Source organism: Variovorax sp. UMC13, from assembly GCF_014170375.1.
GTDB lineage: Bacteria > Pseudomonadota > Gammaproteobacteria > Burkholderiales > Burkholderiaceae_C > Variovorax.
Genome location: NZ_LZZW01000003.1, coordinates 121,308 through 142,779, shown reverse-complemented (window position 1 = coordinate 142,779; position 21,472 = coordinate 121,308). Strand labels below are relative to the sequence as shown.

21 protein-coding genes are annotated in these 21,472 nt (G+C 67.6%); 10 read left to right on the top strand and 11 right to left on the bottom strand.

Annotated features, from left to right (window positions below; genetic code table 11):
- Positions 1-75 precede the first annotated feature (75 nt).
- The gene (locus A9977_RS01485; protein WP_183023090.1) at positions 76-1,008 is read left to right on the top strand and encodes a LysR family transcriptional regulator; all 933 of its coding nucleotides are present in this window, start codon (positions 76-78) and stop codon (positions 1,006-1,008) included.
- Between the two features lie 3 nt (positions 1,009-1,011).
- On the opposite strand, the gene A9977_RS01480 is transcribed toward A9977_RS01485, so the two are convergent.
- Both A9977_RS01480 and A9977_RS01475 read right to left on the bottom strand, forming a co-directional pair.
- Positions 1,012-1,674, bottom strand: a complete 663-nt coding sequence (locus A9977_RS01480; protein ID WP_183023089.1) for an NAD-dependent epimerase/dehydratase family protein — start codon at positions 1,672-1,674, stop codon at positions 1,012-1,014.
- 13 nt (positions 1,675-1,687) lie between these two features.
- Positions 1,688-2,080: a co-chaperone YbbN gene (locus A9977_RS01475; RefSeq protein WP_183023088.1), complete on the bottom strand. Its 393-nt coding sequence runs from the start codon at positions 2,078-2,080 to the stop codon at positions 1,688-1,690.
- A gap of 108 nt (positions 2,081-2,188) precedes the next feature.
- On the opposite strand from A9977_RS01475, the gene A9977_RS01470 reads away from it, so the two are divergent.
- Positions 2,189-2,527, top strand: a complete 339-nt coding sequence (locus A9977_RS01470) for a DUF962 domain-containing protein (protein ID WP_183023087.1) — start codon at positions 2,189-2,191, stop codon at positions 2,525-2,527.
- Here the strand turns inward: A9977_RS01470 and A9977_RS01465 are convergent.
- On the bottom strand, positions 2,517-3,734 hold the full coding sequence (locus tag A9977_RS01465; protein WP_183023086.1) for a YihY family inner membrane protein: 1,218 nt from the start codon (positions 3,732-3,734) through the stop codon (positions 2,517-2,519). The genes A9977_RS01470 and A9977_RS01465 overlap by 11 nt on opposite strands.
- A gap of 101 nt (positions 3,735-3,835) precedes the next feature.
- Here A9977_RS01465 and A9977_RS01460 point away from each other — a divergent pair, with 101 nt between their 5' ends.
- Genes A9977_RS01460 through A9977_RS01450 form a run of 3 tightly spaced genes read left to right on the top strand, consistent with a single transcriptional unit; the run spans position 3,836 to position 6,701 of the window.
- Positions 3,836-4,264, top strand: a complete 429-nt coding sequence (locus tag A9977_RS01460; protein ID WP_183023085.1) for a DUF2069 domain-containing protein — start codon at positions 3,836-3,838, stop codon at positions 4,262-4,264.
- Positions 4,261-5,682 carry an FAD-binding oxidoreductase gene (locus tag A9977_RS01455; protein ID WP_183023084.1) on the top strand — a complete coding sequence of 474 codons (1,422 nt, stop codon included), beginning with the start codon at positions 4,261-4,263 and terminating at the stop codon, positions 5,680-5,682. The genes A9977_RS01460 and A9977_RS01455 overlap by 4 nt, the downstream gene beginning before the upstream one ends.
- A gap of 44 nt (positions 5,683-5,726) precedes the next feature.
- On the top strand, positions 5,727-6,701 hold the full coding sequence (locus A9977_RS01450; protein ID WP_183023083.1) for a thymidylate synthase: 975 nt from the start codon (positions 5,727-5,729) through the stop codon (positions 6,699-6,701).
- Between the two features lie 33 nt (positions 6,702-6,734).
- Here A9977_RS01450 and A9977_RS01445 read toward each other — a convergent pair whose 3' ends face one another.
- A complete protein-coding gene (locus A9977_RS01445) occupies positions 6,735-7,733 on the bottom strand; it encodes an AraC family transcriptional regulator (RefSeq protein ID WP_183023082.1) in 999 nt (332 codons plus the stop codon).
- A 252-nt stretch (positions 7,734-7,985) separates the two neighbouring features.
- Positions 7,986-9,017 (bottom strand): AraC family transcriptional regulator, encoded by a 1,032-nt coding sequence (locus A9977_RS01440; RefSeq protein ID WP_183023081.1) that lies wholly within the window; start codon positions 9,015-9,017, stop codon positions 7,986-7,988.
- Positions 9,018-9,558: 541 nt separating this feature from the next.
- Here A9977_RS01440 and A9977_RS01435 point away from each other — a divergent pair.
- On the top strand, positions 9,559-10,146 hold the full coding sequence (locus tag A9977_RS01435; RefSeq protein WP_183023080.1) for a hypothetical protein: 588 nt from the start codon (positions 9,559-9,561) through the stop codon (positions 10,144-10,146).
- A gap of 6 nt (positions 10,147-10,152) precedes the next feature.
- Here A9977_RS01435 and A9977_RS01430 read toward each other — a convergent pair whose 3' ends face one another.
- From A9977_RS01430 to A9977_RS01420, 3 genes are read right to left on the bottom strand one after another with little or no spacing between them, the layout of a single operon-like run.
- Positions 10,153-11,778: a hypothetical protein gene (locus A9977_RS01430; protein WP_183023079.1), complete on the bottom strand. Its 1,626-nt coding sequence runs from the start codon at positions 11,776-11,778 to the stop codon at positions 10,153-10,155.
- A gap of 28 nt (positions 11,779-11,806) precedes the next feature.
- Positions 11,807-13,063, bottom strand: a complete 1,257-nt coding sequence (locus tag A9977_RS01425) for a type II secretion system F family protein (protein WP_183023078.1) — start codon at positions 13,061-13,063, stop codon at positions 11,807-11,809.
- A complete protein-coding gene (locus A9977_RS01420; protein WP_183023077.1) occupies positions 13,060-13,938 on the bottom strand; it encodes a GspE/PulE family protein in 879 nt (292 codons plus the stop codon). Before A9977_RS01420 ends, A9977_RS01425 begins: the two co-directional genes overlap by 4 nt.
- Positions 13,939-14,217: 279 nt before the next feature.
- Between A9977_RS01420 and A9977_RS01415 the strand changes: the two genes are divergently transcribed.
- Together A9977_RS01415 and A9977_RS01410 are read left to right on the top strand one after the other, a co-directional pair.
- Positions 14,218-14,709 (top strand): dihydrofolate reductase, encoded by a 492-nt coding sequence (locus A9977_RS01415; RefSeq protein ID WP_183023076.1) that lies wholly within the window; start codon positions 14,218-14,220, stop codon positions 14,707-14,709.
- Complete coding sequence (locus tag A9977_RS01410; protein ID WP_183023075.1) at positions 14,706-15,740, top strand: nitronate monooxygenase family protein; 1,035 nt, start codon at positions 14,706-14,708, stop codon at positions 15,738-15,740. The genes A9977_RS01415 and A9977_RS01410 overlap by 4 nt, the downstream gene beginning before the upstream one ends.
- A 22-nt stretch (positions 15,741-15,762) precedes the next feature.
- On the opposite strand, the gene A9977_RS01405 is transcribed toward A9977_RS01410, so the two are convergent.
- From A9977_RS01405 to A9977_RS01395, 3 genes are all read right to left on the bottom strand, one after another.
- On the bottom strand, positions 15,763-16,377 hold the full coding sequence (locus A9977_RS01405) for a hemolysin III family protein (RefSeq protein WP_183023074.1): 615 nt from the start codon (positions 16,375-16,377) through the stop codon (positions 15,763-15,765).
- A gap of 210 nt (positions 16,378-16,587) precedes the next feature.
- Positions 16,588-16,986: a hypothetical protein gene (locus tag A9977_RS01400; RefSeq protein ID WP_183023073.1), complete on the bottom strand. Its 399-nt coding sequence runs from the start codon at positions 16,984-16,986 to the stop codon at positions 16,588-16,590.
- A 523-nt stretch (positions 16,987-17,509) separates the two neighbouring features.
- Complete coding sequence (locus A9977_RS01395; protein ID WP_183023072.1) at positions 17,510-19,534, bottom strand: bifunctional diguanylate cyclase/phosphodiesterase; 2,025 nt, start codon at positions 19,532-19,534, stop codon at positions 17,510-17,512.
- A 271-nt stretch (positions 19,535-19,805) separates the two neighbouring features.
- Between A9977_RS01395 and A9977_RS01390 the strand changes: the two genes are divergently transcribed.
- Both A9977_RS01390 and A9977_RS01385 read left to right on the top strand, forming a co-directional pair.
- The gene (locus A9977_RS01390; protein WP_183023071.1) at positions 19,806-20,633 is read left to right on the top strand and encodes an ABC transporter substrate-binding protein; all 828 of its coding nucleotides are present in this window, start codon (positions 19,806-19,808) and stop codon (positions 20,631-20,633) included.
- Between the two features lie 2 nt (positions 20,634-20,635).
- Complete coding sequence (locus tag A9977_RS01385) at positions 20,636-21,463, top strand: ABC transporter substrate-binding protein (protein ID WP_183023070.1); 828 nt, start codon at positions 20,636-20,638, stop codon at positions 21,461-21,463.
- Positions 21,464-21,472 lie beyond the last annotated feature (9 nt).

Here is a 21,472-nt window from a genome sequence, read left to right as displayed (position 1 = left end):
TACAAGGCCTGGACGCCGATGCTTCCAGCACCGTTTTCGCAAGCTACCATTGCCTTGAAGGCAACACGTACCGCCATGTCCCTCCCCCTGCTCAGCATCCCGATGCGCCATTTCCTCGAAGTGGCGCGCAGCGGCTCGGTCAACCAGGCCGCGGCGCGGCTGTTCGTCGCCTCCTCGGCCGTGAGCCGCCAGATCGCGAAGCTGGAGGACAGCCTGGGCACGCCGCTGTTCGAGCGCCATGCGCGCGGCATGGCGCTGACCTCCGCCGGCGAGCGGCTGGCCGCCCACCTGCGCAATGCGCAGCGCGACATCGAGCAGGTGGTGGACGAGGTGCGCGACCTCGGCGGCCAGGACGCGCGCCGCATCCGCATGGCCTGCACCGAGGGCTTCGCGGGCCACTTCATGCCGCTGGTGATGCGCGGCTTCGAGGCCGCGCACCCGGGCTGCCAGCTCGAGCTGCACGTGGGTTCGCCCGACGGCGTGAGCGCGCTGCTGGCGCGCGGCGAGACCGACATCGCGCTCAAGTACGTGGTCGCGCCCGAACCCGGCCTGCGCATCGCGCATGCAGCCAACGCGCCGGTGTTCGCGGTGCTGCGGCCCGACCATCCGCTGGCGCGCCAGCGCGTGGTGTCGGTGGCCGATGCGGTGCGCTACCCGCTGGCCGTGGGCGACAAGGGCGTCACGGCACGCCAGCTCTTCGACCAGGCCTGCAGCCTGCAGGGCCTGCAGTACCGCGCGCTGTTCGTGAGCAATTTCTCGTCGGGGCTGCTGCCGCTGCTGCGCACGCCCGACGTGATGCTGTCGGGGCACCTGACGGTGGTGCACCTGATAGAGGCCGGCGAGGTGGTGGCGCGGCCCTTCGCCGAGGCACCGCTGCAGCAGCGCCAGCTGCAGGTGCTGGCGCTCGAGGGCCGCACGCTGCCGCCGCTGGTCGAGGCCTTCGTGCAGCACCTGGTGCACGCGATCACCAGCGCCGGGCGGCGCAAGCGTGGCCGCGCACGGCGCTGAAGCTCAGGCCAGCGCGTTGATGTCCTTCGGCTCGAGCCAGACCTTGGGCGCACCGTGGCGCGCCACGGCCAGCATCGCCCGGCCCACGCGTTCGGTGGTCGTGAGCTGGTCGGGCCAGATCCGGCCGGCCAGGCTCAACAAGGGCGAGAGCACGACATAGACCGCGTGGTACAGCGGCGTCTTGGAACGCGCGCCATGCAGCGGCTGGATGATGCCGGGGCGGAACATGTAGGCCGCCTTGAAGGGCAGGCGCAACAGCGCGTTCTCGGTCGCGCCCTTCACCCGCGCCCACATGCTGCTGCCGCGCTCGCTGCTGTCGGTGCCAGTGCCGGACACGTAGGTGAAGGTCATGCCCGGGTTGAGCCGTGCGAGCACCGTGGCCGCGGCCACCGTGAGGTCGTAGGTGATGCGGCGGTAGGCGTCTTCTTTCATGCCGGCCGACGACACGCCCAGGCAGAAGAAGCAGGCGTCGAAGCCCTGCAGTTGCGATTCGATGGCGCCGTAGTCGTACAGGTCCGTGTGCACCAGCTCGCGCAGCTTTGGATGCTGCTGGCCGGTGGCGCCGCGGCCGATCGTGACCACGCTGTCGACGTCGGGCGCCAGCAGGCACTCGCGCAGCACGCCCTGCCCCACCATGCCGGTGGCGCCGAAGATCAGGATGTTCATGGGGAGGTTCCGATCAGACGGTGAAGGCGGAGGGCTTCCGGTCGAGCGCAGCGAGCAGCTGCTCGACGTCGGCGCTCGAAGGCTTGGGCGACTGCAGCGCATCGAGCATGCGCGAGAGCGTCTCGGCGTGCGGCAGCAAGGGGCCGAGGAAACGCGTGCCGTCGGCCCCAGCCACCAGCAGGGTCGGGAAGGTCTCGACGTCGAAGACGTCGGCGATCTCCGAATGGTCCTCGATGTCGACCCAGGCGAAGCGGAACTGCGGATGGGCGCGCGCCACCTGTTCGAGCAGCGGCCGGTAGTCGCGGCAGGTGCCGCACCATTCGGCGCACAGGCACACGACCCAGGGCGCGTCGCTGGCGGGCGCGGCGGCGGCAGATGTGGTGGCGGTGGCGGGACGGACGCTCAAGACGGATGCATCGAAGAGTGATCGGAAGGCCGGATGGTGCGGCCGGGAGGTCGTGGCTATTATGGACAAGGCCTTCGCGCCCTGCGCGGCGGCCTCCAGGAGACGCACATGAGCACCACGACTGGCACGGCATCTGCCGCCGATCCCCGCCGTTTCAAGAGCTTCGCCGAGTTCTATCCCTTCTACCTGAGCGAGCACGCCGACCGCAACTGTCGGCGGCTGCATTTCGCGGGCTCGACGATCTCCCTGCTCTGCGTCGCCGCCGCCGTGGCCACGCTGAACCCCTGGTGGCTGCTGGCCGCGCTGCTCGCGGGCTACGCGTTCGCCTGGGTGGGCCACTTCGGCTTCGAGAAGAACGAGCCGGCCTCCTTCAAGCGGCCGCTCTATTCCTTCATGGGCGACTGGGCGATGTACCGCGACATCTGGCGCGGCAAGGTCAGCCTCTGAGCACCAGTACCTCGCCCAGCCGCAGGCCGTGCAAGGGACCTTCCCGCCAGAGCCCCTCGAGCGGCTCCGCCCTGGGCATCAGCAGGGCCTCGAGCAGCGGCGCCATGGGCGTGGCCGGATCGGCCAGCAGGACGTAGCGCGGGTTCTCGTCGGCCGTCTGTTCGTCCAGCGGCGCGATCCAGTCGAGCGCCACCAGCGTCTCGAGCACCGGCGCGAGCTGCAGCGCATCGACGCGCATGCGCGCCACCAGATCGACCGCGCCCACGCCCCGGGCCGGCTCGGCCTGGGCGTGCGCCAGATGCTGCAAGACCTCCATCGCCAGCTGCATCGGCCAGCCGGCCGTGCCGCCGCGGCGCGCCACGCCGGTCAGCAGGCTGGGCAGGTAGGCCGCAATGACCGCGCCCAACAGCACGATGACCCAGGCCACGTAGATCCAGACCAGCAGGATCGGGAAGGTGGCGAAGGCGCCGTAGAGCACCGAGTAGGTCGGCACCAGGCTCAGGTAGTAGGCCAGCACGCGCTTGGCGATCTCGATGGCCGCGGCCACGAACAGGCCGCCGGCCCAGGCATGCGCCCAGCGCACGTGGGTGTTGGGCACGTAGTGGTAGAGCGAAGCCATGCCGGCCGCGAGCAGCAGGAACTCGAAGCCGTCGAACACCAGCTTGACCATCGCGCCGCCCACCACCTCGCGCGAGGCCGAGAACACATAGGAGGTGGTGGACAGGCTGACCGCCAGGATCAGCGGCCCGAGCGTGATCGCGGCCCAGTAGATCAGCACCCGCTGTGCGAAGGGCCGGGGCGTGCGCACGCGCCAGATGTTGTTAAGGGTCTTGTCGATGGTGAGGATCAGTGCGATGGCGGTGATCAGCAGCACGATCAGGCCCGCGATGCCCAGCCCGCTGGCCTTGCTGGCGAACTGGTTGAGGTAGCCCAGCACCTGGCGCGCGATGTTGTCGGGGATCAGGCTCTCGATCAGCCAGCGCTGCAGCCGACCCTGCATCTTGGCGAACATCGGGAACACCGTGAACAGCGCCAGCGCCACCGTGAAGAAGGGCACCATCGCGATGGTGGTGGTGAAGGTCAGGCTGCTGGCCGTGAGCCCGAGCCGGTCTTCACGGAAACGCTCGCCCAGCACGGCCGCGGTGTTGCGCCACGGGAAATGCGAAAGATCCCTCCACCATTGCCGACGATTCATGGCCGGTATCATAGGGACCTCCCCATGTCTTCGCGCACTTCGAGTCGCGTGCGCCCGCCCCGCGAGGGGCGCCGCCAGCGGCCCGGCCCAGCCGGTTCCGCGGCGCCTACCCAATGAAATCCATTCCGCCGCCCGTCTCTTCTTCTTCCGTCGCCGCCACCCGCTGGCTGGCCGTGGGCAGCCTCGTCGGCCTGATCGTGCTGGGCCTGGCCTGGGAGATGTGGCTCGCGCCGCTGCGCCCGGGCGGCTCGTGGCTCGCGCTCAAGGTGCTGCCGCTGGTGGTGCCGCTCGCGGGGCTGATGAAGAACCGCATGTACACCTACCGCTGGGTCAGCCTGATGATCTGGCTGTACTTCACCGAGGGCGTGGTGCGCGCCTGGAGCGACGCCCTGCCCACCGGCCGCGTACTGGCCGGCATCGAGATCCTGTTGTGCCTGGCGCTGTTCGTCGCATGCGCCTTGCACGTGCGGCTGCGGCTGCGCAACGCCCATGCGACCCAGGCAGCGCAAGCAGCCGCCCTGCCGGAGACTTCCATCCCATGACCACTGCCCTGATCGACCAACTGCGCGCCATCCTCGGTGCCCCCCATGTGCTCACCGACGGCGACCTGTCCGCCTACGAACAGGACTGGCGCAAGCGCGCGCGCGGCAAGGCGCTGGCCGTGGTGCGGCCTGCCAACGTGCAGCAGGTGGCCGAGGTGGTCAAGGCCTGCGCGGCGGCCGGCAGCTCGCTGGTGCCGCAAGGCGGCAACACCGGCCTGGCCGTGGGCGGCATTCCCGATGCCAGCGGCACGCAGGTCGTGCTGAGCCTGCAGCGCATGAACGCCATCCGCGGCATCGACGAAGCCAACCTCACGATGACGGTCGAGGCCGGATGCATCCTGCAGACCCTGCAGGAGACGGCCGAGAAGGCCGGCCTCCTGTTCCCGCTGAGCCTGGCGGCCGAGGGCAGCTGCACCATCGGCGGCAACCTCGCGACCAACGCCGGCGGCACGCAGGTGGTGCGCTACGGCAACACGCGCGACCTGTGCCTGGGCCTGGAAATCGTCACCGCGCAGGGCGAGATCTGGGACGGCACCAGCGGCCTGCGCAAGGACAACACCGGCTACGACCTGCGCGACCTGCTGATCGGCAGCGAAGGCACGCTGGGCATCATCACCGCCGCCAGCATGAAGCTCTACCCGCTGCCCGCGGCCCAGCTCACGGCCTGGGCCGCCGTGCCCTCGCTCGACCACGCGGTCACGCTGCTGGGCCTGGCGCACAAGCAGCTCGGCGCCGGCCTGACCGGCTTCGAGGTGATGGGCAAGTTCGCGCTGAGCCTGGTCGACAAGCACATGCCGCAGCTGCGCGTGCCCTTCGTCGACGACGAAGCCGTGCCCTACTGCGTGCTGCTGGAGAACTCCGACAGCGAATCGGAGGACCATGCACGCGCACGCTTCGAGGCCCTGCTCGAGACGGCTTTCGAAGACGGCTGCGTGACCGACGCGGTGGTGGCCGAGAACCTCTCGCAGGCGCACCAGCTCTGGCACATCCGCGAGAGCATTCCCTTGGCGCAGGCCGAGGAAGGCCTGAACATCAAGCACGACATCTCGATCGCGGTGTCGCGCATCCCGGCCTTCGTGCAGGAGACCGACGCGCTGCTGCAGCGCGAGATCCCCGGCGTGCGGCTGGTCAACTTCGGCCACCTGGGCGACGGCAACCTGCACTACAACGTGCAGGCGCCGGCCGAGGGCGATGCCCGTGCCTTCCTGCGCGACGAGGAAGAACGCGTCAACACGCTGGTCTACGACGCGGTCGAGAAATTCGGCGGCTCCTTCTCGGCCGAGCACGGCATCGGCGAACTCAAGGTGCACAAGCTCGAGAAGCACAAGTCGCCGGTGGCACTGGGCATGATGCGCGCCATCAAGAAGGGGCTCGACCCGCAGAACCTCCTGAACCCGGGGCGGGTGCTGCGCGCCTGAGCGCCTGAGCGCAAAAGCCGCCTTCGCTGCAGAATAGCCAAGCCATGAAACAGTACCTCGACCTCGTCCAAGACATCTTCGACAACGGCAGCTGGCAGGAGAACCGCACCGGCATCCGCACGCTGAGCCTGCCGGGCGCGATGATGCGCTTCGATCTCACGCAAGGCTTCCCGGCCGTCACGACCAAGAAGCTGGCCTTCAAGACGGCCATCGGCGAACTCGTGGGCTTTCTGCGCGCGTCCCGCAACGCGGCCGAGTTCCGCGAACTGGGCTGCAAGGTCTGGGACCAGAACGCCAACGAGAACGCCCGCTGGTTGGAGAACCCCTACCGCCTGGGCACCGACGACCTGGGGCCGGTCTACGGCGTGCAGTGGCGCGACTGGCCGGCCTACAAGGCGCTGTCCGCGAACCAGACCTGCCAGATCGACGATGCCAAATCCCGCGGCTACCGCCAGCTCGCCACCTTCGACGATGGCGACGAGGGCACCAAGGTGCTGCTGTACAAGGCCGTCGACCAGCTGCGACTGTGCCTGGACACGATCATCGAGAACCCCTCCGACCGCCGGATCCTGTTCCACGGCTGGAACTGGGCGCAGATCGAGGAGATGGCGCTGCCGCCCTGCCACCTGCTCTACCAGTTCCTGCCGAACAAGGCCAAGGGCGAGATCTCGCTGTGCCTCTATATCCGCAGCAACGACGTAGGCCTGGGCACGCCCTTCAACCTGACCGAGGGCGCGGCGCTGCTGCACCTGGTGGGCCGGCTCACGGGCTACACGCCCAAGTGGTTCACCTACTTCATTGGCGACGTGCACATCTACGAGAACCACGTCGACATGCTGCAGGAGCAGCTCAAGCGCGAACCCTTCCCCGCGCCCCAGCTGAAGCTTTCGTCGCGCGTGCCGGCCTACAAGGACACCGGCGTCTACGAGCCCGAGTGGCTGGAGAAGGTCCTGCCCAGCGACTTCACGCTCGAAGGCTACGAGCACCATGCGCCGCTGACGGCGGCCATGGCCGTCTGAACACGGCTGCCGCCTTTCGACGGCGGCGCCCGATCAGAGCGGCCCACTGAATTTTTTCGAGAACTCTGTTGGCGAGTGTCCGTACTTCTTGCGGAACACACGACCGAAGTAGCCAGGGTCGGAGAAGCCGCAACGCACCGCGATCTCGGCCACCGACACCGGCCCTGAGGCACCGGTCTTGGCGGCCTGCAACATCCGCGCCGCGGTATCGAGGCGGTCATGCCGGACGGCGTCGAGAAACGACTCGCCGCCCCCCGCCTTCGAGAACACCCGGTGCACATGACGCGTGGACGCGCCGAACTGCACAGCCACCGCGGTCACGTCGATCTCGGGATCGGTGTGGTGGTCGCGCACCCACTGGCGCATCTGAAGGTACACGCTTCGGTCCCGCGTGGAAATGACCGGCGCATCGTCCGGCACGCCGCCTTGTACCTGTGCCAATGCCAGCGTGAGCAGCGACATCACATGCTCGCCGATGAGCTCCTTCTCAAAGCGACTGGTCAGCGCGTTCAGGGAATCGAGTTCCCAGGTGCGCAGATAGGTGGACAACAACTTGGCCCAACCGCTGTCGCCCCGAAGTCGACACGTGGCAGCCGGTGCCTGTCGCAACCAACGCGCGATCACGGGCTCCGACAGGTCGATGACCCAGGCATCCATCGCTTGCAATGACAGCAGGTTCAGCCCCTCGCTCGCGTCGAGAAGCGCCATGTCGCCGGCCTCCAGCGTGAGGCTGCGCCCCGAAGTTTGGATGGCGGTGAGTTCGCCATGCTGGACGGCAAGCACCTGGAGCGAGAAGCTCCGCCTTTCCCTGAGCTCGATCAGCGCATGCTGGCAGGCCTCTACGCTGCCGCCGCGAATGCGCAGGAAGGACATGCCCCCCAAATCGACGGTGGGGCACGCGGCTCGCGCCTCATGCTCCTCGAACGCCTCCCGCGTTGGAAGGCCGGTGCTTGCCGGAACGACGCGCCCTCGCGGAACAACGCCATACGGTGCCGAAAAGGTATCGGCGTCTGCTTCTCCTGCGATGGTCATCGCTTCTCCCTGAGTGACTGATCTCGTCTACCGACACTTCAATGGCATCGGCTTTTTCTGGCGTGCGCTGTCTTGCCCGAGCAGCGACGAACGCGAGATGATGAACGAAAACAGCCAGACTGGGAATGCGGCGTTCGCTCCCGGGGGCATTTCTCAGCGGCGCCAAGACGCCTGAAAGCCATCGCAGAACGACGATTGCCGGGCGACGCGACGTCACGCGCACCGGCACCATCGCCACGACCGAGCTGTCGCTCAGGAGACCTCTGCCGCGGACATCTCGTCGTCCTCCGGCCCCACCCCCAAGAGTCTCCGACCGTAGGCGCGGGGCGTGCAGCCGAAGACTTTGCGAAACACCAGTCCGAAGTAGGCGGCGTCGGAGAATCCGCAGCGATAGGCGATCTGTGCCATGTAGGTGTTCGAATTGGCGGCCGTGCGCAACATGCGCAATGCGGCGTCGAGACGCTCGCACTGCAGCGCATCCCTGAACGTCACGCCGCGGCCTGCGATGGAAAACACCTTGTGCACATAGCGCACGGAGACATTGAAATCGTTCGCCAACATCGACGCACTGACGGCCGGATTGCTGTAGTTGTCTCGAATCCAGCTGCGCATCCGGCCATGCAGAAGGTGATCGCGAGAAGAGACTGTCTCCCCACCGCTCATCAGGCCACGTTGCTCCAGCGTGAAAGACAGCATCGACAGGATGTGTTCGCCGATCAACGCCCGCTCCAGAGGCCGCTCGATGCCCTCCATCTGGTGGATGTCGAGCGATCTCAGATAGGCCGACAGCACACCGGCCCAACCCTTGGCGCCATCGAGGCGCAGGGCCACCGAGTCGTGGGCGCCGGGAAGCCAACGCTGCACAAGCGGCGCCGACAGACCGATCACCAGCGAGTTCACCGCCTCGTGCGCCAGCATCCGCATGCCCCTGCTCGCGTCAAGCAGCACCATGTCCCCCGTCTCGATCAGCGCCTCGCGCCCCTGTGCAACCGTCGTGGCGCCATTGCCCAGCTTGAGCATCAGATAGAAGGGATAGGTCTCCACGCCCTGCACCTGTCCAGGCTCCGAGCGCACCGCGATCACACTGCCCTGCTGTCGCTGAAAACGAGCCACGCCCGGCACCTCGAGGATCGAAAGATGCTGATGAAAGTCGTCTCGATTGGGACTCTCGAGCCCCGCGTAGCCGACGCTTCGCGAAAACCTGTCAGCCCAGTAGCGGAACCTGTCCTTCTGTTCCAGCGAATCCGTATCGAAGTGATGCACATGCAAAGGCGTGTCGGACATGGGGATGGGAACCTGAAAATCCGTGGAAAGAGCGCCGCCTCGGTGGGCCTCGCGCAAGAGGCATTGAAGGGTCGGCTCTGTAGCAGCCTCGGATATCTCGACTGCCGCCTGGCGAAAAAAGCAATGCTCCTTTGTCATCAGATGCCACTCTGGAGCGAAGCGCTGAGGGACATTAGCGGGAAGCAGGTTCTCAAGAACGGAAAAAACGGAACCATTCCTATGAGGATCACGCACACCTTTGCGGCGGCATGCAGCGATGTGAATTTGTTCTCAACGCCGCGGCAACCGTCCGCAGCCGGAACGAAGAGAGGTTGCCGAAACGTTCCGCCGTTCCCTGAAAAGACGTTACGACGGAACGGAACAAGGCACGTTCATCCGCTTCCACTGCGCTTCTTTTCGTGATCGCGAGGCACGCCCCCCGCTTTGCATTGCCAGCAGAATCAATGACCTACCGCGATCGCATCGCCCATTTCCTCCGCTCGAATTCGAGCCGGCACGCAGATTGCCTCTTGATGAAGAACTGTCACACAGGGGCGAAACGGTGAAACTCATCCACGAAGTCGATGCGAGCATTTGCTCGCTCACCTTCAGCGTCGGTCCATCCGCCGACGCCGTGCAAGACCTCCTCGATCTCCACGACTTCGATGATCTGGACGCTGAGGAGGTTCGCCTGCCTTGCCCGAGCGTCTCACTCGGCGGCCTGCGCTTCATGTGGCTGCGGCATCACGCTGCCATCACAGGCAATCATGTCCCGCTCCCAGGAGACGAAGACCCGGCGTACCCGCTTCAACTGCTGGTGACAAGCGATGGCGAATGCGTGACGTATGCGGCTTCGGGACACAGCATGGACGCGGCGGCCAGCACGAAGCACTGCGCGGTCGCGTCCTCGGCGACAGCCGCCTGGCTCATCGGCCTGCCAGCGCCGTTGATCACGCGCTGGCTGCGCGTCACCCCGGCTGCCGCTGCGTACCGGCTCGATGCGCAGAGTGACGGGGGCAAGGCACTGTGCACCTACTTGCGCGCATGGCACTTCGATGAGCTCGAGGCGCTGGCCAGTCCTTTCGAGAAAGAACTGATCGCAGAGCATGTGATGGGTCTGCTCGCGATGGCGGTCGCGCCACCCCGCTGAGCCGCCTCAATTCAAGAGCAGATAGGCCTCCACTTCAGGGACCGCGTCGTCGCCCACCGCCGTCCGAACCGGAGGCCACTCCACGCCAGCGGCGGACGTCGAACTGGCCTGGGTCGTCTGGCGGAAGTCGCCAAAGCGCGCGTCCGCGCTGCCGTCGACCATGGCGTCCATCTGCAAGGCCAATTCCACGGTCATGCCGGTGAGATGCATCACGTGCCGCTGGACCGGTACAAAACTGGCCGAGGAGGTGCCGGCCACCGACCATTGCACGGTCTGGAAACACACTTGCAACTCATGGGGGGCGCCATTGCTGTCCTGGTAGACATAGCGGTCCTCCATGCCCGCGCCCCGCCCCGTCGGCACGGAAATGCCTTGGGCGAGCATGGTGTTGGTGAGCGCGGGGGCTCCCGCCAGCGCTTCTCCATGAGCGCCTAATGTGGCGTCTTCCGACAATTGATCTATGGTCGTCAGTGCCAATGAGACGAGCGCGATGACCTGTGTTGCAGTGGACTTCGTCGCTGCGGTAGTTGCGTTCGTAAGCATCTCCGTCCAAGCCGGATTCCCAGGTTGAAGGACAAGGAGAGCCGATGCAATGGCCTTGAGTAACGCCGCCTGCATCGATATGGCAATCGCATCGCCCAATGTTGCGGTGTCCTCCAGTACAGCGACACCGGACGAAGCGACAAACAGCGATTGAACGGCAATCAGAACTTCGTTGTCTGCAATGCGCGTCGCCCTCGCGGCCACCGCCGCTGCGGGCCAGCCTGCAGCCATGGCCATCACATCCACCGACGCCTGCGCGGGAGCACAGCCCAGCGTCCTGGACAAGGCACCGGCATCCTCGATCAAGACCTGGTCTCGATAGTTCGCATCCGGTCGCCGCCCAGGTATTTCCATCTGTGCACTGGTGACGTTGGCGTTCTCGCCCGATGAAGCGGTGCTCGCACCGGCCGGAGGTGCCGCCAACCCGAAAGCCACATTCACTGTCTCCGTGCCGAGCATCACGTAAGGCTGCCTGGTATCGGCGGCGGTGCCCTTCAAGCCGTAGGCCATGCTCCACCTCGAAGGCGTGTCTGCAATGGCCGCAGCAGACACCGGCACCTGCCCTGGCAAAGCCGCACCCTCGGCTTGGGGCGGGGATTCCATGAGGTACAGCTTGCGACACGTGTCTAGGGTGCTGTTCACGACAGGGTAATCCGCGAGTGGTGCGCCACTGGCATCCGAGGGGATGTACTCATTCGTGGTCGCACTCGTCAAATCCGCGCCCGCGCCTCGGTAGACCATGTACCTCACGGGCAGACGGCCCTGCGTGTTCGGCGCAGCGGCCACCGGATCCAAGGTGCCCGTGGGCAGCCAGCCCTTGGGGTTGGTGGCCGCACAATCCTCCTTGCCATGGGGTGCCTGCGCCACGCAGGGGAGCCGCCCTTCGCGCATCACGAAGCCGACCAGCAGATTGCGGGAATATTCAAGGCTGGCCGACTGCTCCCGCGTGACACGGTCTTGCGCGCCCTGCCCGCGTTTGAGGAACATTGAAATAGCCAACAGCCCCGTGAAGACCAACACCATCAGTGCCAACAGGATCGCGGCCACACCGCGTTGGGCTCTCCTGCGTGAAACGGGTTCTCGAATCATCTTTATTGCCTCCCATTGAAATGCCTCATCAGTGCGCGACCGCCATCGTCTGCTTCACCAGGTCATAGACCGGCAACAGCAGGGCGATGATCAAGAAGAGAAAGACACCGCCCGCCAGGATCACGATCAGGGGCTTGATCAGCTCGGCCAGCATCCCGACCGCCCGTTTCAAGCGATTTGAATACTCGTCGGCGAGATAGGACAGCTGGCGGTCCAGCGTGCCCGAGTCCTCGCCAACCGCGACCATGCGGACCATCATCGAAGGGAAGCCGCCGACCTGTCGCATCGCCTGGGAGATCCGGTCGCCGCGCTCCACGAAGGCCTGGATCGCGAGCACGCGCTCGCGGTAATAGACGCTCTTCAGTGCCCCCTGCAGGATCGTGAGGCTGTTGACCACGTCCAGCCCCGAGCGGATCAACAGCGACAGGTATTCAGAAAAGAAAGCCAGCCCCGATGAGCTCAGGATGACCTTGACCACCGGCGTCCGGTGCAGCAGCTCGAAAACGCGCCGCCGCACTGCGGGGCTGTACTTCCAGATCGCCACCAGGCTCGCCACCGCGGCGAAGATGCCGAACAGCAGCAGCATCCAGTTCTCGTTGAGCCAATCGCTCATCTGGATGACCGCGACGGTGATCGGGGGCAGCTTGGCGTTCATCTGCTTGAACAGGCCCACCAGCTTGGGCAGCACATAGACGACCCAGAAGCCGCCGGCGCCGAAGATCGAGAGAAAGGAGACGATGGGATAGACCATGGCCTGCTTGGCATCGGCCTTGAGCGAGATCACGCGATCGATGTGGCGCGCCGACTCCATCAGCATGTCGTCCATCTTGCCGGTCTCGTCGCCGATGCGCGCGAGGCTGCGCACTGTTTCGGGAAACACCTCGGGCTGGCGCCCGAAGGCCGTGCCCAGCGAGGCGCCCGCGTTGAGGTCCTCCTGCAACTGCAGGCAGACATGTGCGATCCGCTTGCCGGGCCCGCCCGCCTCGTCTTCGGCGATCGCGCGCACCGCCTCGATGATCGGGATGCCGCTGCCGTTCATCACCGCCAGATCGCGCAGCAGGCTCGCAAGCTCCACCGGCTTGAGCGCCGAGCGGAACAGCCGCGACAGGACCAGCGCGATCCGGGCGGCCCAGGGCGGCAGGCGATAGATCTTCAGCACGATGCCGTCGTGCCGCTTCTCCAGCCAGGCGACCGCCGAGACGGTGAGCTCGGCCGAAATGGCAGCGACGCCGCTCTGCGTGCGCCCATGAGGCAGCAGGATCGAGTAGTAGAAGTAGTTGCTCATATGCCGGCCTCGTCGCCGATCACACGCCGCACTTCTTCCACCGTGGTCTGTCCGTGCCGCACGCGCCGCTTGGCCAGCAGGCTGATGTGCTGGAAGCCCTGCTTCTGCGCCAGCGTGCGGATTGACTCACGCCCCGCGCCGTCGGCAATGGCGTTGGCCATGCGTTCGTCGACGGCCAGCAGCTCGTAGAGCGGCAGCCGGCCATGGAACCCGGTATTGCGGCAGCGCGCACAGCCCAGCCGGCGCCGACCCAGCGTGCCCTGTGCCACGCCGAGCCAGGTGCATTCGGTATCCGAGAAGGGATCGGCGATGCTGCAATGGCTGCAGAGCTTGCGGACCAGCCGCTGGTTGATGACCAGCTTGAGGTTCTCCGCGATCACCTGTGGCACGAGCCCGAACGGTGCCAGCCGCGGCACCACGCCGAAGACCGTGGTCACGTGCAGCGTCGAGAGCACCAGGTGGCCGGTCGCCGCAGCATCGACCGCGGCCTGGGCGGTTTCGGCGTCGCGCATTTCCCCCACCAGGATCACGTCGGGGTCGTGGCGCAGGAAATGCCGCAGCGCGACGCCGAAGTCGTAGCCCGCGCGGCGGTTCACCTCGGTCTGCCCCGCCAACGGCACGCGGTACTCGAGCGGGTCCTCCACCGTCAGCACGTTGCGCTCGATCAGGTGCTGCATGCGCAGTCCTGCGTGCAAGGTGCTGCTCTTGCCGGAGCCTGTAGGCCCGGTGATCAGGATCAGTCCGGCCGGGCAGGCCATCGCGCGCGCCACCACTTCGAGGTCGTCGTCGAAGAAGCCAAGCGCTTTCAGGTCCTTGATCTCGTGCGCCTCGGGCAGCAGAGGGGCGGCCTCTCCCGTCATTGGCGCAACAGGCATAAGTGTGAAAAAGAACGGCAACGCAGGCTTTCACCAATCCAAACACCAATAGCCTCATTTCAATTTAATTAAATCGAAAGGATTTAATTCATTGAAAACACGCCCTCCCGGAGCCCAGGCCATGGCATCGGGCAGGGGCCGCGCTCCGGCGCGCTGACGCCCCCTCACGCCGGCCGACGGGGATAATCCAGGCGCACACCCGTCCTCCCACGTTCGCGGACCGCCCTGCCGATGCAGCGCCGCGGGCCTCCCCAACGCCCCACCTTCAGACCTCCGCCCATGCGCCTCAACCTGATCTATGCACGCGCCGCCAACGGCGTGATCGGCAAGAACAACGCCCTGCCCTGGCACCTGCCCGAGGACATGGCGCACTTCAAGCGCATGACGGCCGGTTGCCCAGTGCTGATGGGCCGCAAGACCTGGGATTCGCTGCCGCCGAAGTTCCGTCCCCTGCCGGGTCGGCGCAACATCGTGCTGACGCGCCAGGCCGGCTGGCAGGCCGCGGGGGCCGAGCGAGCGACCGACCTGGGCCATGCGATCGCGCTGTGCGCGGACGTGGCCGAGGTGTGGGTGATCGGCGGCGCGCAGATCTATGCCGAGGCCGCGGCGTTGGCGCAGCGCGCCGTGGTGACCGAGATCGCACGCGACTTCGAGGGCGATGCGCACGCGCCCTCGCTGGGCGATGGCTGGCGCGAGAGCGCACGCGAAAGCCATGTGTCGAGCACCGGCCTGCCCTTCAGCTTCGTGACGCTCGAAAGGAGCGACGCATGAACATCCGCGAGCTCTTCGGCATCGACCTGCCGATCGTCCAGGCCCCGATGGCGGGCGTGCAGGGCAGCGCCATGGCGGTGGCGGTGTCGAACGCCGGGGGACTGGGTTCGCTGCCCTGCGCCATGCTCACGCCAGAGACGTTGCGCAGCGAACTACAGGCGATCACGGCGCAGACCACGCGCCCCTGGAACCTCAACTTCTTCTGCCACACGCCGCCCGTGCCCGATGCCGCGCGCGAAGCCCGGTGGCGCGCGGCGCTCGCGCCCTTCTACGCCGAGTACGGCATCGACCCCGCCACCATCCCCGAGGGCGGCGGGCGCGCGCCCTTCAGCGAGGCCATCGCCGAGCTGATCGCGCCCTTCCGCCCGCCGGTCGTGAGCTTCCATTTCGGCCTGCCCTCGGCCGCGCTGATGGCGCGCGTCAAGGGCTGGGGCGCCAAGATGCTGTCGTCGGCGACCACGGTGGAAGAAGCGCGCTGGCTCGAGGCGCACGGTGCGGACGCAGTGATCGCGCAGGGCCTGGAGGCCGGCGGCCATCGCGGCATCTTCCTTGGCGACGACCTCTCCACGCAGATCGGCACCTTCGCGCTGCTGCCGCAGGTCGTGCAGGCGGTGAAGCTGCCGGTGATCGCGGCCGGCGGCATCGCCGACGCGCAGGGCGTGGACGCGGCCATGGCGCTGGGCGCGGCCGGCGCACAGGTCGGCACCAGCTACCTGCTGTGCCCCGAAGCCACGACCACGGCCTTGCACCGCGCGGCCCTGCAGAGCCCGCGGGCCGAGCACACGGTGCTGACCAACCTGATCACCGGCCGGCCGGCGCGCGGCATGCGCAACCGCCTGCTCGATGCGCTGGGGCCGCTCAGCGATGCGCCGCCCGCCTTCCCGCTGGCCACGGCCGCGCTCGCGCCGCTCAAGGCCGCGGCCGAGAAGCTGGGCCGCGACGACTTCTCCACGCTGTGGTCGGGCCAGAACGCGAGCGGCTGCCGCGCGATCCCGGCCGCCGAGATGACGCGCCGCCTGGCCGGCCTCTGAGCGCCGGGCCGCAGCCCAGACCTCAGACCAGCAGCGAGCGCAGCGCGATGCAGTGGCTCGCGCTGCCGCCCAGCACGAACAGGTGCCAGACCCCATGCGCATGGCGCCAGCGGCCGTCGCGCGCATAGAAGACCACGCCACCGGTGTAGAGCAAGGCGCCGGCCAGCAGCCACGGCAGGCCGGCGGAGGGAAAGCGCTCGACGATGGGCAGCACGGCCGCGAGGCCGACCCAGCCCATCAGCACATAGAGCGCGACCGCCGGCGGCCGCTCGCGCGCCGGCAGCAGCTCGCGCGCCACGCCGTACAGCGCCGCGGCCCAGACCACGGCGAACAGGCCCCAGCCCCAGATGCCGCGCAGCGCCACCAGCGCCAGCGGCGTGTAGGTGCCGGCGATCATGAGGTAGATCGCGCAGTGGTCGGCGCGCGCCCAGGCCGCCTTCGCGCGGCCGCGCGTGCCGTGGAACAGCGTCGAGGCGGCATAGAGCGCCACCATCGCGGCGGCGAACACGCTGAAGCTCGCCACCCGCCAGGCGTCCTTCGATGCGGCGGCCTCGCCGATCAGCACCACCGCCGCGGCCAGCGCCAGCAGCAGGCCGAGCCCGTGGGTGCAGGTGTTGAGTCGCTCGCCTTCGTGCATGCGCCTGTCCTTTCAAGCCGTGTCGCCGGCGGACGTGCGGCGACGGCCCGAGTCTGGCGCGCGCGAATGTCCGGCGCATGACGCGGGCCGTGCACGGCCGAGGGGAAAACCGCCGCTGCCGACGGCGTGCCCTCGAGGGGAAACTGCCATCGGCGCCCGCGACGCGACCTTCGAAGCAGGCGTCCGTGCCTCGACGACGCACCCGCCGGCCTAGCGGTACGCGGCTTCGGCGAGAGTCGACGCCGCCGTCGCGGGCGGCTGCTGCGCCAGCCCGGCGGCGGGCCCGCAGCGCGCGAGGCGCAGCCGGAACTCCTCGTCGTCGAAGGGCGCCAGGATGAAGTCGCGTGGCAGCACCCAACGCACCTGGTGCACCGCGTCGATCTGCCGCTCCTCCAGGATCAGCAGGCCCCCCACGGAGTTCGAGATCATCCGGCAGACCCGTTCCAGGCCCAGCACCACCCGCGACACGTCGCCGGGGAAGGCCATGACCAGCAGGTCGAAGCGCTTGGCGCTGGCCAGGCAGGCCGAGACGAGCTCGTCGACGGCGGCGAAGGGCTGCACCTCGTATCCCGCGTCCTCCACCATCGCGCAGTAGCGGCGACGTAGCATCTCGTCGCGTGCAAGCACGCCGGCGCAGGCAGGCTTCGGGAATTCGGGGCGGGCGGACATCGGCTTCACGCGCCCACGCCACCCGGACCGGAGACATGCCGGTTCGCCTCGCAGTGAGCGGGCGCGCTGGCGGTATCGCCGGTCGTCTGTGGAAAGCGGTTGGAGGTCATGCGTGCAGTCAACAATCGGGGAGTAAAGCCCATCGCACCGGCGGCGCAGACCGATGCGCGGCGGGCTGGATGGCTCACGAAGCACACGGGACTGCCTGCGTCCAGGACGATTCGGCCAGTCATTCTTATGAGCGGCCTCGCAGGCGTCATGGGTCATTCGTGACCATTCATGACCATTCGTGACGCCCACCCCATGCCGGCGGCTCGCCTCCCCTCTGGTGGATGGACTCGGCGCTGCGCACGCCTCTTCAGGCAGCGAAATAGAAAACGCCGGCAAGCGTGACATCCGTCACACGCGTGTCATGGCCCCGGAAACGGTTTCGGTGCTCGCCCTTGCCGGGCTGCGCCGCGCGTCAGGGCAGCGACTGTCGCTGCAGCGCCCAGGCGGCGATCTCGGGCAGCGGCGCAGGGCGGGCGAAGTGGTAGCCCTGCGCGAGCGTGCAGCCCAACGCGCGCAGCGCGTCGAGCTCGTCATGCGTCTCCACACCCTCGGCGACGACCTGGATGTTCAGCGAATGCCCGAGCTGCACGATCGAATTGACCAGCACGGTGTTGCCCGGCGAGGCCGACAGGCCCGAGACGAAGCTGCGGTCGATCTTCACCTGGCCGACGTACTCGCTGCGCAGCGAGGCCAGCGACGAGTAGCCGACGCCGAAATCGTCGACCACGATCGTCACGCCGGCCGCCGAGAGCGCCGCCAGCCGGGCGCGGGTCGCATGGCTGTCGAGCGCGACCTCCTCGGTGATCTCGATGTGCAGGCGGCTCGGCGCGATCTCGTGCGCCGCCAGCATGCCCAGCACGATCTCGTCGACCGCCAACTGCCCCATCTCGCGCGGCGACACGTTCATCGCGATCGGCACCCGGGCCAGCGCCGAACCCTCGGCCTCCAGCTGGTGCATCGCCAGGCAGACTTCGTTGAGGATGTGGCGCAGCAGCTGCTCGGCGACGCCGGTGCTGGCGGCCGCGAAGACCACGCGCTCGGGCGCGACGCGGCCGTGCCGCGGGTGGTTCCAGCGCAGCAGCGCCTCCAGGCTGTGGATCTGGCCGCCTTCGCTGGTCACGATCGGCTGGTACCAGACGCCGATGGCGCGCGTCTCGATCGCGTGCAGCAGGTCGCGCTCGACATCGCGGCGCGTGGCCAGGCGCAGGTTCAGCGCCTCGTCGACGATCTGGTAGCGGTTGCGTCCGGCGCGCTTGGCCTCGTAGAGCGCTTCGTCCGCCAGGTCGAGGGTCTCGGCCATGTCCACGGCGCCCGAGCCATCGGAGACCGCGATGCCGATGCTCACGCCCAGGTGGCCGCCGTAGTGCGCGGTGGCGAAGGGGATCGCGGCGATCAGCGCCTCGGCCACGGCGGCGGGCGTCTCGGCATCGCCGCGCGGGCAATAGAGCACCGCGAATTCGTCGCCGCCCCAGCGACTGAGGATCGCGTTCAGCGACCACAGCTCGCGCTGCAGCCAGTCGGCCACGTCCCGCAGCACGCGGTCGCCGGCCTTGTGGCCGAAGGCATCGTTGACCGCCTTGAAGCCGTCGAGATCGAGCAGCAGCAGGCAATGCGCACGGCCGGGCCGGGCCGCGATGAAGGAGGCCGTGGCCTGCATGAAGCCCTCGCGGTTGAGCAGCCCCGTGAGCGCGTCATACGACGCACGGCGGGTCAGCTCCTGCGCCGAAGCCTGAAGCTCCCGATGCGCCTCGCGCAACTGCGACGCCATGGCCGTGGCTTCGTTCTTCAGGCGGCTGCCGGCCCGAAACGCCTTCTGGCTCTGCAGCGAACCGCGCGCCAGCGCGCCCAGGTACAGCAGCACCATGGCCGCCAGGCTCAGCCGGTCGAAGCCGCCCGCGTAGACCAGGCAGCCCATGACCGACAGCAGCGCCGGGATCACGAAGCTGATCGGCACCGCCGCATAGGCGATGCCGTAGGTGGCCGCGCCGGCGCAGATGCCGCAGACCACCGTCAGATAGAACAGGGTCTGCGGCGAGGTATAGCCCGCGCACAGCAGCGGGATCAACGCCCAGACCCCGCCCGACACCGCGGCGCAGAGGGCCGCCAGCCGCAGGTGCCACTCGACCGGTCGCGCGTCCGCCGAGACCGCGACGCCGCGTTCGGGTGCGACGCCGGGCGATGGCGCGAAGGGCATCCGGCAGATGAAGATGCGCGCCGCGTTAACCCCCAGCGAGAGCATCAGCCACAGCATGCCGCCCATCGCACGCCCGGAGTTGAGGGCCACCAGCATCACCGCCAGGCTCAACGCGATGTTGATCGGGATGGCCGCCAGCACGCTGCGTCGCACCATGACCAGCTGGTCGGTGCGCACCATGCGTGAGAGGACCTCGGCATCGACGGGCGCGACGGGCGCTGGAGGGGACACGCGGAGGTTCATGGCGAGGGAATACGGGGCGCGCCCCGCGGAGGGCGCCCCGCAGGCGCGTCCGGTGGCGTCGGAATAGGCGAGCAGTTTACATAATGGTACAAATCGGCGCCGAACGCGCCCGCTCCCCCGGGGGCATGCGGAATTTGGATATGCCGAAACGGTTGTTCCCAAATTCGCCCACCCTGTTTAGTCTCTCGGCCGGGAGAGAGGCCGGCACATCGCCGGTCGGACCCAGAAACGGCAACCGCCGAACGCCAAACGCTTCCCGGAGAACAAGAACATGCGCATCCGCCTCATCGCCTCCCTCGTCGTCGCCACCTTCGGGCTGGCCGGCCTGGCCCATGCCGACCAGCTGGCCGACATCCAGAAGAAGGGCGAGCTCGTCGTCGGCGTGCTCGGCACCGATGAACCGGCCACCTTCATCGACCCCAAGACCCGGCAGATCGTCGGCTACGAGGTCGACTTGGCCAATGCGATCGCCAAGAAGATCGGCGTGAAGACGGTGCTCAAGCAGATCGCCGTGGCCGCGCGCATTCCCGAACTGCAGCAGGGCCACGTCGACCTGGTCGCCGCCGGCCTCACGCACAACAAGGAACGCGAAGCGCAGATCGACTTCTCGCTCACCACCTTCGTGACCGGCCAGAAGGCCATCGTCAAGAAGAGCAGCGGCATCACCGAGGTGACGCAACTCGCGGGCAAGAAGGTGCTGACCATCCGCGGCGGCACGCAGGAACCCAACATCCGCAAGGCCGTGCCCAATGTCGAGGTCGTGACCTTCGACACCAGCCAGCAGGCCTTCCAGGCGCTGCAGCAGGGCAAGGGCGTGGGCTATGTCGACGACGAGGCCGCGCTGCTGCGCAGCTACGCCAAGCTCGGCACGCAGAAGGCGCAGTACGTGGTGCTCAAGCAGAACCTGAGCACCGAGGCGCTGGCCATCGGCATCAAGAAGGGCGAGACCGGCCTCAAGGCCGTGGTCGACGCAGCGCTGCGCGAACTCGAGACCTCGGGCGAAGCCCAGAAGATCTTCTTCAAGTGGTACGGCCCGAACACGGCCTCGGGCTTCCAGACCCGCGACTTCAAGCTCGACAGCGACAAGATCGCGGAATGAACATGAGGCTGTCCCGTTTCCTGCCGCTCGCCGCGGCAGCCGCCGTCTCGTTGGCCGCGCTGGCGGCCCAGGCCGACCAGCTCGCCGACATCCAGAAGAAGGGCGAACTCGTGGTGGGCGTGCTCGGCACGGCCGAGCCCTACAGCTTCATCGACCCCAAGACCCGTGAACTGGTCGGCTACGAGGTCGACCTGGGCCGCGAACTCGCGCGCAAGCTCGGCGTCAAGCCGGTCTTCAAGCAGCTCGCGGTCGCCGCGCGCATCCCCGAACTGCAGCAGGGCCATGTCGACGTGCTGGCCGCCGCGCTGGCGCGCACGCCCGAGCGCGAGACGCAGATCGACTTCTCGCTGCCGACCTTCATCACCGGCCAGAAGGTGCTGGTCAAGAAGGGCAGCGAGGTCAAGACGCTGCCGCAGCTCGCGGGCCAGCGCGTGGTCACCGTCAAGGGCGGCACCCAGGAAGCCAACATCCGCAAGGCGGTGCCGACCGTCGAGGTCGTGACCTTCGAGAACGCGCCGCAGGCCTTCCAGGCGCTGCAGCAAGGCAAGGGCGCCGGCTATGTCGACGACGAGGCCGCGCTGATCGATGCCATCGCCAAGCTCGGCCCTGCGGGCAAGAACTACGAGCTGCTGGCGCAGAACGTGAGCACCACCACCGTCGCGGTCGGCCTCAAGAAGGGCGAGCCCGCGCTCAAGACCGCGGTCGACGACACGCTGCGCGAACTCGAGAAGAGCGGCCAAGCCGAGAAGATCTTCTTCAAGTGGTACGGCCCGGGCACGCGCCATCAGTTCGAGACGCGCCCCTTCAAGTTCACCCAAGACGCAAGCTGAACACACCGC